The sequence below is a fragment of the Clostridium frigoris genome (assembly GCF_018861865.1).
GTDB lineage: Bacteria > Bacillota > Clostridia > Clostridiales > Clostridiaceae > Clostridium_AD > Clostridium_AD frigoris.
In genome coordinates this window covers 21,148-33,887 of record NZ_JAHLDV010000038.1, presented here as the reverse complement: position 1 = coordinate 33,887, position 12,740 = coordinate 21,148, and the positions used below count along the sequence as shown (strand labels likewise).

11 protein-coding genes are annotated in these 12,740 nt (G+C 31.8%); 1 reads left to right on the top strand and 10 read right to left on the bottom strand.

The window, feature by feature from the left end:
* Positions 1–212 precede the first annotated feature (212 nt).
* From KPL37_RS14195 to KPL37_RS14160, 8 genes are all read right to left on the bottom strand, one after another.
* The gene (locus KPL37_RS14195) at positions 213–497 is read right to left on the bottom strand and encodes a type II toxin-antitoxin system RelB/DinJ family antitoxin (RefSeq protein ID WP_216150399.1); all 285 of its coding nucleotides are present in this window, start codon (positions 495–497) and stop codon (positions 213–215) included.
* A gap of 287 nt (positions 498–784) precedes the next feature.
* Positions 785–1,831 carry a site-2 protease family protein gene (locus KPL37_RS14190; protein WP_216150398.1) on the bottom strand — a complete coding sequence of 349 codons (1,047 nt, stop codon included), beginning with the start codon at positions 1,829–1,831 and terminating at the stop codon, positions 785–787.
* Positions 1,832–1,926: 95 nt separating this feature from the next.
* Positions 1,927–2,214, bottom strand: a complete 288-nt coding sequence (locus KPL37_RS14185; protein WP_216150397.1) for a hypothetical protein — start codon at positions 2,212–2,214, stop codon at positions 1,927–1,929.
* 140 nt (positions 2,215–2,354) lie between these two features.
* Positions 2,355–2,681: a hypothetical protein gene (locus KPL37_RS14180; protein ID WP_216150396.1), complete on the bottom strand. Its 327-nt coding sequence runs from the start codon at positions 2,679–2,681 to the stop codon at positions 2,355–2,357.
* 110 nt (positions 2,682–2,791) lie between these two features.
* On the bottom strand, positions 2,792–3,910 hold the full coding sequence (locus tag KPL37_RS14175) for an HlyD family secretion protein (RefSeq protein ID WP_246578296.1): 1,119 nt from the start codon (positions 3,908–3,910) through the stop codon (positions 2,792–2,794).
* Between the two features lie 123 nt (positions 3,911–4,033).
* Positions 4,034–4,519: a hypothetical protein gene (locus tag KPL37_RS14170; protein ID WP_216150394.1), complete on the bottom strand. Its 486-nt coding sequence runs from the start codon at positions 4,517–4,519 to the stop codon at positions 4,034–4,036.
* Entirely contained in the window at positions 4,506–6,779 is a 2,274-nt protein-coding gene (locus KPL37_RS14165) for a peptidase domain-containing ABC transporter (RefSeq protein WP_216150393.1), read from the bottom strand. Before KPL37_RS14165 ends, KPL37_RS14170 begins: the two co-directional genes overlap by 14 nt.
* A gap of 408 nt (positions 6,780–7,187) precedes the next feature.
* Positions 7,188–7,475 carry a hypothetical protein gene (locus tag KPL37_RS14160; protein ID WP_216150391.1) on the bottom strand — a complete coding sequence of 96 codons (288 nt, stop codon included), beginning with the start codon at positions 7,473–7,475 and terminating at the stop codon, positions 7,188–7,190.
* Positions 7,476–7,720: 245 nt separating this feature from the next.
* On the opposite strand from KPL37_RS14160, the gene KPL37_RS14155 reads away from it, so the two are divergent.
* Entirely contained in the window at positions 7,721–8,746 is a 1,026-nt protein-coding gene (locus KPL37_RS14155; protein ID WP_216150389.1) for a PTS sugar transporter subunit IIC, read from the top strand.
* Between the two features lie 103 nt (positions 8,747–8,849).
* On the opposite strand, the gene KPL37_RS14150 is transcribed toward KPL37_RS14155, so the two are convergent.
* On the bottom strand, positions 8,850–10,160 hold the full coding sequence (locus KPL37_RS14150; protein ID WP_216150387.1) for an Ig-like domain-containing protein: 1,311 nt from the start codon (positions 10,158–10,160) through the stop codon (positions 8,850–8,852).
* Between the two features lie 226 nt (positions 10,161–10,386).
* The gene (locus KPL37_RS14145) at positions 10,387–12,660 is read right to left on the bottom strand and encodes a glycoside hydrolase family 32 protein (protein WP_216150385.1); all 2,274 of its coding nucleotides are present in this window, start codon (positions 12,658–12,660) and stop codon (positions 10,387–10,389) included.
* Positions 12,661–12,740 lie beyond the last annotated feature (80 nt).

The window sequence follows — 12,740 nt, the reverse complement described above, 5'->3', positions numbered from 1 at the left end:
TTTGCTATGCCTATTTTTATTACTAACTGCTCTCTTAACACAAAAATTATAGTTCGATATTACTTCATACAAATTCAAGTTTTACATATTAGTTTCCGTGACTACTCAAATTACCAACATTTCATTCCTTATAAATTATACCATATAGAATAATATTCTACATTTAAAGTGCACCATAACATAAAAAAGAAGATTAGATATATTTTCTATACCTAGTCTTCTTCCATACTTTGTTCATCTTCTACCTCAACAATATTGTGCATTGTACCTTTTCCTCGCTTAAGTTGATTAATAGATTTTTTCAAATGTGTCATATTAGATTCATTATAAAACGGTTCGCTTGCAGTAATTTCAAAAGGTATTTTTCGTTCTCTAACAACTGCTTTTGCAAAGATAGTAAATGCGGTTGTCATATTCATACCAAAATCTGAAAAAAGGATTTCTGCTTGTTTCTTTAATTCTTCATCAATGCGAATATTAACTGTTTTTAGAGCCATAGTATCACTCCTTTCATTACATTATATTATATTATATACATTGTATAACAAAAAGTTACTTTTGTAAATACACTGTATATATATTATATACATTTATCATATTAATTATTCATTATTCATTATTCATTAATCATTAATCATTACCATATTTTATTTTATATTTAACTAGAATGAAGAAGGTATAACTTGTTGTAATATATATCTATTCGATAAAAACTTAAAATTAAACTCTTGGAACAAACAGCTTTTTTCATTAACTACATCTCCTATTTTATATATAGCATAATTCAACGACTAATATTTTCTAAACTTAATTGTTTTTTTGTATAGCCTTCAAATTCCTTATAAATATTATCTAAGGGATGTTTGTTTAACTTTTTAATATTGTTAGTTATTCTTATTTGTCCTATTCTATCTTTAGATACCATTTTATATAATATAATTTTATACATCAGCTTATCTGCTTTTATTCTTATAGTTATATTTTTTATAGATTTTACTTGCTCATAATTATCTACAAACCAATTAATAAACTTATTAACTTGAACTAATTGTTTCTCATTATGTACTAGATTATGTTCAATAATAGGAATTAAACAACTTAATAGCTCTAAATTATATTTTTTACTTGTTAAAATTTCTTCAATATACTTATCTATCTTTTTCTTACAAAAATCATTAAATTCATAATTTGTCACCAAATCTTCCATAAAAAAAATCACACTGTCTTCATGATTTTGATTTAATTTAATAACTCTATTTATATCACCATTGGATAATAAACATGAAATTATGAAATCAATATTTAGTATTAATAAAATAACTCCTATATCTATAGTTAATTTAAAAAACAATAATGCTACTCCAAGTAATATTAAAACTATATTAAATAGAACCCCACCACTTAATATTAATTTTAAATTTAAGGCGAACTTTTTGAAATCTTTTTCACAGGTTATAGAATTATTTACATCTATTATTATCGCTCCACCTGTAACTAATCTACTGATCTTAAATTTGACCTTTAATTTATTATTATCATTTATTATCATAAATGGACCTACAATAAATAATTTAAAACTATATTTACATAACTTTAAAACTATTAAATGACCAGCCTCGTGAGCATATATAGAAAAATAATAAACTATAATAATTTTAAATACAATCTCTGAAAAAATTAAATTTTTAGGATTCTGATATTGTATCATAATATCAAGAAGCTCTTTGCCCCCCCAAATCGTAAAAGATAATAAAATAACTATAGCAAATATATTAATTATACTTTTAGATTTTCTATTTTTAGCTATTTCACATTTATAATTCATATTCATATATCCCTCGCAACTGACCTAATCATAACAACAAAAACACAAAGCAGCATGTTATTGATCTAAATCATATATTATTTTTTAATATCATCTAAATTCTACTTCCTTGGTAAAATAGTGAATACCACTGCATAGTAAGCTCCAGCTATAATCCCAAACTTAAAATCATTAAGATTAATATAACTACTAACAAGTAGGAATAAAACAATTGATATAATAAAAACAAATTTATCTATCAACTTTTCTTTACCACTATTCTTAATCGACTTCTGAAGAGGTGTAAATATATTAAATTTATTATTAATAACAGTTAAAATGATTTGAACAGGAAAAAAAGCTATTAAAAGTGCTAATAAGAATTTAAACACTGAGCTAATAAGTTCCATTCTTTTACCTCCTTTTATTATTATTATTTTAAAATCATATAGAATTTATTCTAATCAACTAATAGCCGTTTTTTAAAAAAAGCTCGTTTTTTGATTACCGAGCTTTTTATTAACTAAAAACCTATATAATTAACTTCTTATTACCACTTATGTAAACTAAAATGACCATATGAATAAATACCTGCGACCAATCCCGCTCCTAGTACTGGGATAGTCCATGGGCTTGATATTGCTGCGAGTACAGCTGTGTCAAATGCAAATAACACCTCACCACCTGCAGTTGCCATCACCGCTTTAATCATAGTTCCAGATATACTTTGACTTGCTAGTTTACTAACACCAAACCCGATAGCACCATATAACATTGATTTGGTTTTGTCTAAACTATAACCTCCATCAATATATTCCATCTCATCACTCTCAACATCAACATAACTACTTGGTAACCTTAAAGTCATTTCGCTCATTTTTTTAATCTCCTTCATCATTATTATAATATTTTTAACTGTTTACTACAATTGACAATCATATTATTTGAATTATATATATCAAAGGCACCTGCAGATACCCAAAATAGCTAATTAAATTTAACACCAATTTGCTGCATAAAATACTTCATATATGTTATCTCTTCATACTTAACTCTAGTTTCCGTAACCATTCCTAGTGTAAGATTAACCTTTTCTCCTTTTTTATCTTCAAGGTACGTTTTATCAAGTTTTACTTTGACCTTGAAAAACACATCTCCTTTTTCGCTATCAATAGTGGCATCTTGGTCTATGCTTAAAACCTTTCCTTTAATAGTGCCATATTCTGCTTGATTAAGTCCTGCTACAGCAACTGAGGCTTCATCCCCCGTCTTAATCCTTGGTCTTTCACTTGATGGAAGTAAGGTTTCTATTATTAATTTTTCATCTTTATTAGTTATACTTCCAATTGAACTTCCAGCTTGCAGCACCATTCCCTTTGTAATTGGTGCGGTTAAATGCAGCTTGCCATCCTTTGGCGCAACAATTTTATACTCGCTGGAACTCTTGCCTAAAGCTTTCCTTTGAATATCAAGTTTTTCTTTTTCTAATTCAAGCTGCGTTCTCTCGGTAGTGAATTGTAAAATCGTATCATAGTAATTCCCATCTGATTTAATTTTTTGCGATATTTTATATTGATTAATCTGTTCTTTTGTTGCCGCTTCAGATTTTAATGCGACTTCATCTACTACAAATTCTTTTCGTTTTGTGTAACTGTTAGTTAATTTATTATAAAACTCTGCTTCGTCATCTTTATTCTTATCAAAGCTATTTGTTAAAGCAGTAGCATCCTTTTCTGCTCTTGTTAGTAACGCTATCCTCTTATTAAACATTTTAATCTGATCATCTACTTCTCCTGATTGCAGATTTGATTCAACAGGATTAAGCGTCACCAGTGTGTCACCTGCTATTACATCTTTACCTTCAATAGCTGATACATTAACTACTCCACCTGAAACAGCTGCCATAATTTGCGACTTATTTTCTGTAGTAACAATTCCTTGGCCTTTTACCATATAAGTTTTCACCGAATGATTTGCCCATACCAAAAACATTATTAATAGTATTGTTACTAGCATAATAATATATAACATAAATTTGGGAGGATTTTTATCATATAGAACCCTACTGTCTGTTAATTCATTTAAATTATATAACTTCAAGCTCATCTACTCCTTATTTAACAACATTTTGGAAGCTTCATGTCTTCCATCTTCTATAAGTGGCAGTTGTCTAACCTAGTAAAATTACTTTGGTGGCAGTCTAAATCTGCTTCCAAAGTTGTTAATATTTCAGCTCCGAAGGAGATGATTTAACTCCATAAAGACGTCGGCTACAATTCCTTCTTCATTTTCGTTTACAAATACCGTGTAGCTATCGCCCTTTAATTTAATGTCATTTTCAAATGCAAATAATTCCAATTTAGAATAGGCAAACTGAATATTTTCCTCTTTTTCAGTAAATCTTGCAAACAAACAATTTTTTACTCTGATTTGGCTTTCTAATTCATAAGGTGCTTCTATATTATGAATTGGATTTTTAAGTTGTAACATGATTTTTATTATTATTTTAGCTTGACCATTAGCATCACCCTCTACAGACGAATAATTAATCATTGGCCCCAATGTAGAATTTCCCTTTGACTTTATATAACTATCCATCATATATGTAATCTTATTTATATCTACTAGCTCATCTTGACTTACCTTTCTTACAAGTACATTATTTAATTTTAATATCTTATTTTCTTTTATTACTATTTTTTCACTTGTATTCATACTCTTCACCATCTCCTGTAACCTTTTTGGTAACTAATGTTTCATCACTTGTTTCTTTTTCAATATCCTTTACTACTATATTTTCACCTGGTTTTTCTATTTCTCCAACCTGACTTATATAAAGCTTATAATAATATCCTTTTTTACTTAAAAGCTCATCATGACTACCTTGTTCAACTACACTACCATTATCCATAACATAGATTATGTCGCAATTTCTTATGGTGGAGAGCCTATGTGCAATAATCAGCATTGTCATATCCCTGCCTTTTACAAAAAGGGTGTCATATATTTTTGCTTCACTTATAAAGTCCAAGTTGCTTGTAGCCTCATCTAGTATTAAAAAGTTTGTTTTCTTTATAAATGCTCTGGCAAGGGCTATTCTTTGTCTTTCTCCTCCAGATAACCCTCCTCCTGCTTCCTCTAAAAATGTATCATATTTTCCAGGAAGCTTATCTATAAATGAACTGCAACCTGCGTTTTCGCATGCAACCTTAACATCCTCATAAGTGAAACTTTCTGCGCCTAAAGTTACATTCTCTTTTATATTGCCAGAGAATAATTCTATGTTTTGAGGTACATATGCTATTTGCCTTCTTAGATCATATATATCAAGCTCTTCTATATCATAACCAGCTATTTTTATATTTCCTTCATCTGGTGAGTAATATTTTAGGAGCATCTTTGATATAGTACTTTTCCCACTACCAGATTCACCAACTAAAGCAACTTTTTTACCCTCTGGTATCTTTATACTTAGATTATTTAAAACAGGGGCTCGACTCCCATAGCTAAAGGTAATATTATTGAGTTCTATGTCTCCATTTATTTTATCTATTTTAATTTTATCTTCCTTTGACCCGTCCTGTTCTTTTTCCACTTCATATATTTCTGATATTCTCTTAAGAGATATGCCTGCCTCTTGTATGCTAAGTTGAAGCCCTACGAGTCTCCCTATTGGCCCCATAAAATAACTTGATAATGAAGTAAATGCCATTAAACTTCCTAAAGTAGTTTTACCGTCAATTACCATTGTTGCTCCCAAAAACATAAGTACTAAATTCCCTATAGTTGTAATCGCCGAGGATAATGATCCTTGTATATTGGAAAGTACTCCCGTTCTAAATCCGATTCTAAGATTTCTTACATACTCTATTTCCAGCTTTTCCAAAGACTTATCTTCAGCTGCATTAACCTTTATTGTTTCTATTCCCTTTAAGCTTTCAATTATATGGCTGTTAAGTCTTGCTTCTGCTTCCATTTGCTCAAGATTAATTGTTTTGTATGGTCTTTTAAATATATATATAAGTGCTGCACTAATAATTGTAAGAATCAAAACTACTATGAATAGCGTTTGATTCATTATGTAAAGTACTACTGCGGAAACTAATGCTAAAGTAACATCCATAATTAGTGACAAGGAAACAGATGTTAATATATTTTGTATAGTTGTGGCATCCCTAAATCTTGTGAGAATATCTCCAACCTTTCTGCTAGCAAAAAATTTCATGGGCAATTTGTATACATGCCGGAAATAACCAAGAAGTAATGAAATACTAATTTTCTGTGACAAATATAAAAGCATTTGTTGCCTTATTGCAGTTATTAATATTTGAGTAATTCCAATTACTAGAAACCCTATAGTAAAAATCATAAGCTCATTTTTCAAACTGTAAGGGAGAATTTCATCCATTAAAATTTTGTTAAAAAACGATGAGGCTATCCCAAGAATCGTTAATAATACTGAAGCTATTATGGTATATACGAACAATGCCTTTTGAGGCAAAAGAATACTTACAAACTTTAATAACATATTCTCTTTTTTATCTTTATTTACACTAAACTCATGACTAGGTAAAAGTAAAAGAAGTACTCCGTCAAATTCTTTAAAGAATTCATCTATAGTTTTTTTTATTACACCCTTTGCCGGATCTAGTATTATAACAACATCTTTTTTTATATTGTGAACAATTACAAAGTGGCTAAGTCCATCCTTTGTAATAATATGAGCTATTACTGGCAATGTGTACTTACTACAAAAGCCTTCCTTATCAACCCTAATGGCTTTTGTATCAAATCCAAGTTTAATAGCTCCATCTTCTAATCCTTTAAGTGTTGTCCCTTTAATATCCGTACCTAAAATGTCCCTAAGTTTTGTTATTGTAATTTCTTTTTTATAATACATGCATATCGTAGCAAGACATGCAGCCGCGCAATCAGTTGCATCTAGTTGCTTAACTAACATTTTTTTGTATCCCAATGTTTTATCCCCTTATTTTACATAATTAATTTTTTCATTTATTATAATTAATTCTTTATTTATTGTAATTAATTTTTTCATTTATTATACTTCATTTTCATATTACCCCATAAAATTTTATAAAACAACATAATTCTCACGAAATGCCGTTTTTATGGCATAAACGGAAGTTAATTCATAATCTAAACCTAATGGCACCAAGAATACTGTTTTATGCATCTCAAACACAAAATTAAAACTTCTAGACTAATCATCTCCTGGTGGAGCTGTATCATCTCTTGAGGAGCTGTAATCATCTCCGGTGGAGCTGTATCATCTCTTGGGGAGCTGTAATTATCTCCTGGGGAACTGAAAAATACCAAGCGAATATTCGCTTGGTATTTTTATTTAAGATTATGTATTAGGATATTAGTGCCATGGGAATATAGTGAATAATACTGCATAGTAAGCTCCAGCTATAATTCCAAACTGTAAATCATTAAGATTAATATAACTACCAATAAGTAGGAATAAAACAATTGATATTATAAAAACAAATTTATCTATCGGCTTTTCATTACCACTTTTCTTAATGAATTCCTGAAGAGGAGTAAATATATTAAATTTCTCATTAATAATTTTTAGAATAATTTGAACAGGATAAAAAACTACTAAAAGTGTTACTACAAATTTAAGAGTTGAAATAATAAATTCCATCTTTTCACCTCCTTTTATTATTAGTAAATTGCTTATTGCTGTGATTAAAATAAGATGTTATAATAACATCAGTTACAAGTGTATATACACAGGTATATATGCAAGTGTATACATCTATGGTAGCATACCGTTATGTAGACATATTATAATTATTTATGTTAATACTAACACAATATATATTAATACTACAAACGTATATTTTATATCCATCTGCATTAAATTTTGTATTTTATTAGGGGGAAATCATGGAAAAATTCAAACTATTTGCAAAGAAAGCCGCTAGACGGTATTTCTTAGATGCTTTAAGTGCCATGGCACTCGGCCTATTCGCTTCATTAATTATCGGACTCATTTTAAGTCAATTATCAAAAGTTCCCGGACTCGCTTTTCTTAAGGAATTTACAGAAATCATTTCTGCTAAATCTCCAGTTGTAGGAGCTGCTATAGGTGTTGCTATAGCCTGGGGTTTAAAAGTTACTCCACTTGCAATGTTCTCATCCGCGGCCACTGGTGCTTTTGGGTATATGTATATGGGTGGCGGCCCAGTTGGAGCTTTCATCGCGGCAGTAGTCGGAGCAGAACTTGGAAACTTAGTATTTGGTAAAACAAAATTAGATATAGTAATAGTTCCCATTGTTACTATTTTAACTGGAAGTATCGCGGGTAAATTTGTTGGACCTTATATCTCAGTGTTTATGACTGATTTAGGTTCAGTAATAAATTCTGCAACTACCCTTATGCCTATTCCAATGGGTATTGCTGTATCAACCTTAATGGGGCTTGCCCTCACTGCTCCAATTAGTAGTGCAGCTATTGCAATCTCATTAAACATGTCCGGACTTGCAGCTGGAGCTGCAACTGTTGGTTGTAGCGCTCAAATGATAGGATTTGCAGTAGCTAGTTATAGAGAGAATAAGGTAAGTGGTTTAGTCTCCCAAGGACTGGGTACCTCTATGCTACAAGTACCAAACATAATACTGCGCCCTCAAGTTTGGATACCTCCAACACTTGCCGGTGCTATTCTTGGACCCTTATCTACTACCATTTTTGCAATGAAAAATAATTCTCTAGGTGCAGGTATGGGAACTAGTGGCCTTGTAGGTCAGTTTGGAACACTTGCAGCTATGCAAGGAAGCGCACCAACATCTATAATAGTCTTAAAAATATTACTTCTACATTTTATAGCTCCTGCTGCTTTAACTCTACTTTTCTCAGAAATCATGAGAAAGAAAGGGTGGATAAAATTCGGTGACATGAAACTTAAGCTATAGTGGCAGGCATCACTTGATATAGTAAGTGACATGTTTAGCTTAAACAGTAAAACCCTCGACTAATTAATAGTCGAGGGTTTTCTTATGCTCTAATTTATTTGTATTAGAAATTATCAATTATTGATTTAGAAGGAACAGCATTCCCATTTTTATCTTTAATTACGAATATTATATTACAATCTTCTCCAGATTTTACTGTAATACCATCTGTATAGTTATCATCTGCTGGCATATGCCTTCCGAGTACTAAAACTGATAATGTACCAATTGTAGTATCTCTATTCAAGTCATAAGTACCGTTTCCATTTTTATCAACATACAACATTCCAGATACCATATCTACCAATTGTATACGAATTGTATATGAAGATGATTTACTTAAATTGATTCCACTAACTTTAGGATCATTATCTGAACTAGTTGTTGTTAGTACTTTCGTGTAATCATATTTCACAGCATGAGTAGGATTAGTTACTGATTTCCAACTTACTGATTTAATTATATTTTCTTCATCAACAACAGTAATTTTTATTTTGTATTTTGTATTGGTGTTAGAATCTGTTATTACAATTGTAGCAATACCTGCTTTACCTGCAATAACAACTATCTTTTTATCAACTACTTCTACAGTAACAACGTCAGCTCTTGATGTTGCTATAGTTATATCTGGATTAGAATCAAATCCTAATGAGACGTTATCTGAGTTGTATTCCTCTAACTGATAAGCTAGATATTTGTCACCTGAAACATCAATTGATGTATTAACAGAGAAGTCACTCTTTAATGCATCAGCTACAATGCTATCTGCATCATCATTACTTGTTGGTTTATATAACTCTAAAGTGGATTTATAAACAGTTGTATTTGTATTATTTACCACTAATTTTAAATTAACTTTTTTATCGTATCCAGCCACTGTTCCTTTAAAATTAAATGTTCCCGCTTTTTTTGTGCTGGCTTTTGATGGACTCCACTTTATTGTTACAGTTTCTATACGTCCATCACTTCTTGTTGCTGTTAATGTCTTTGGCAATGTATAACTATCATCTAGGTCTACCGTTTCATTTATATCTTCCATTGATGTTATACCAATTACTGTTAATATTAAATTTACTTTTTCATCATATCCAGCCACTGTGCCTCTATACGTAAATGTTCCTGCTTTGCTTGTACTTGCTTTTGATGGATTCCACTTTACTGCCACGGCTTTTGTACTTCCATCACCTTTTGTTGCTGCTAATGTCTTTTGCAATGTATACCTATCATTTACGTCTACTGTTGTATTTATATCTTCTATTGATGTTATTGATTTTAAAACACTTGCATGTACATTACCCATAAACGGAATGCTAATTGTTATTAAAATGGCTATTAACGTAATTAAAAAACCTTTTCTATTTTTTTTACTAATCATTTTAATCACTCCCTAATATTTACTTTATTTATATTATATTGTAAAATTTATAAACATGCCATATTTATTAACAATAAATATAAATTTACTATTTAACGAGAATAATTAATAATAATTAGTTCTATAATTTGAATTTATTACCTATATCAAGTATTTCCCCAGTCATGGAATTTAATATTTGCGCAGTTGCCGAAACCTCCTGGGATGAAGCACTTAATTGCCATTGTTAATTAACTTGAAAGTAGTCATGCACAATGGAAATCCCCTTTGATGCTGTATTCTTTGACCCTGTTGCTACAACCGTGATTGTATGACTACTGTTGGACATGCCTGATTTGCTATACATTTTCTGTGTTTCACGGGTAGTGCTGTAGCAATCTATACCAGATTTGTCCAATACCCCATCAATATATACATCTGCTATTCCCAGATCAGTATTCTTAAGACCGTACCAATCTACTGTTGTTCCTTTAAATGTGTACTGAACATTACCTGTATTGATCACATGGCAATCATTGTTGTAATAAGTGCTGTCATTGGTATAATAATTCCATATTCCGTTATATAATACTCCTGGATCCGTATCATTTACCTTTAGTGTAACCATTTTAGGCCATATAGAACTAATTATCCATGCTGAAAAATCGAGTTTAGTCCCTGTGTCGTTTTCAGAAAACACTTCAAGTCCCGTCTGAGCTTCGCCAGGATATGTTAGCATCGTCAGTACAGCCTTTCCTGAATTCGCAAAAACTTCAATGCTCGATTTGTCTACGAATATCCTCATCTTTATCTTATTATCCTCTGGTGCAACTGGTGCATAAAGTATTTTTGAAAAATTAGGAATCGTAGCATCTGTACAATTGGATCTGTCTATATACATACAAGAGGTTCTTGTATCATACCCTACTACAATTTTTCTCCCGCTGCCAACACATAAATTAAAGCCAAACTTATTTGGGTTTGTTGTTGAAAATGTAGCATCAATCTCATATGTGTTTTTATCCGGTTTGAATTCAGGTATTGCAAATGTTCCTGCCGAAAGAGTCCTATCCGTAAAAGAGGATGGTGTTTGCCGCAATGACTGTAACTTGGGAATTGGATTTTGTACTAAGCGAACACCTTCAGGATAAGTTTTAAGGCTTAAATTTCGGGCAATAGACCACTGGCCTTGTCCCCAGGAACCCGGTACTGATGTTGCATATTCCCAATTATTTGTCCAGCCAAGCCATGTGGTGTTAGTAAGGGTTCCATCATAATCCCTAAATGCTCGTGAAGCGTAAAAATCTGAACCATAATCAACCCATAGAGCGTGTTCACGGTTCTCGGAATGTAAAATATCTGAGAACATAATGTGGTCGATATCTATGTGACCCCAGTCTGTGCCGGTATAATTATCTACAATTTGAATGGTTGCAGTCTTTCCGATTAATTTACTTACATCCCAGCCATTCCATTTTAGAATGCCAGAGTTATTGCCGGTGGCTGTACGTACAACCTGCCCATCAACAATCATGTTTATACATGTCTGATCGGGGTGACTACCACCCCCTATTAAAAAGTTTATAGCTGTATTATTTATGGTGAATGATGGAGAAGTTAATGTTCCGGTATCACTGTCACTAGTCATGCACGAAGTTGCCATCCCAGCTCTTATGTTTACGGGACCCTCATTCTTTAGAGGTGCTGTTCCAAAAGCATTACCAGTCGCGGCCCATGAGCCATAATCGCTTCCATCAAAACCCATGTACAAGGAACCATCTAATCCAGTTCCTTGATTTAAATAATTCATTGTCTGGGAATCGGGGATAAAAGTTGTGCCATTAAAATCTCCAATAAAATATTGTTCAAGGTTGGGGCCTACGCTAATAACCATGACCCATTTCTTATTGTTCACATTTCCATCAAGGGAAACCTGGAACATATCTGGACACTCCCATACACCTTCCTGTGCTCCTATTGGACCGAAGTCGCTCATCCATGTCCAATCTTTTAAGTTTGTAGAAGAATAGAACTGTATTTTCTTTTCTGCTGCCAAAGATACAGTCATAATCCATTTTGATGAAGGCTCATACCAAAATACAGTAGGATCGCGAAAATCCGAGTTTCCTATATCTAAAACTGGGTTTGCGCTGTTATATTGAAATGAAGTATATGCGTTGCTGGTGCTATAAGAAATCCCCTGTTTTTGTATTGATCCACCACCCATTGTATAAATAGGTATCATAGTATTTGCTCCAAAAGAAGCAGTATTGTTTTTATCCACCACAGTACTTCCCGTCCAATATTGATTTCCTTGAGGCTCGCCAGTCATTGCGTTCAAAGTTTCCTCATCATAATGAACTAGATCTGTGGATGTTGCCTTCCCCCACCAAAACATATGATACTTACCCTGATAATAAAGAGAACCACATACATCTCCTATCCAACCAGAAGATGGACTAAAGTGAAATTGTCCACGGTATTTTTCACCGTAAGTAGTTGCAAATGAATAGCTCGTCATAAGTATCAATGTAGTAATGACGATTACAACCGATAAGGTTAAAATCATCAATTTCTTTTTCATCACTGTAAACTCCTTTC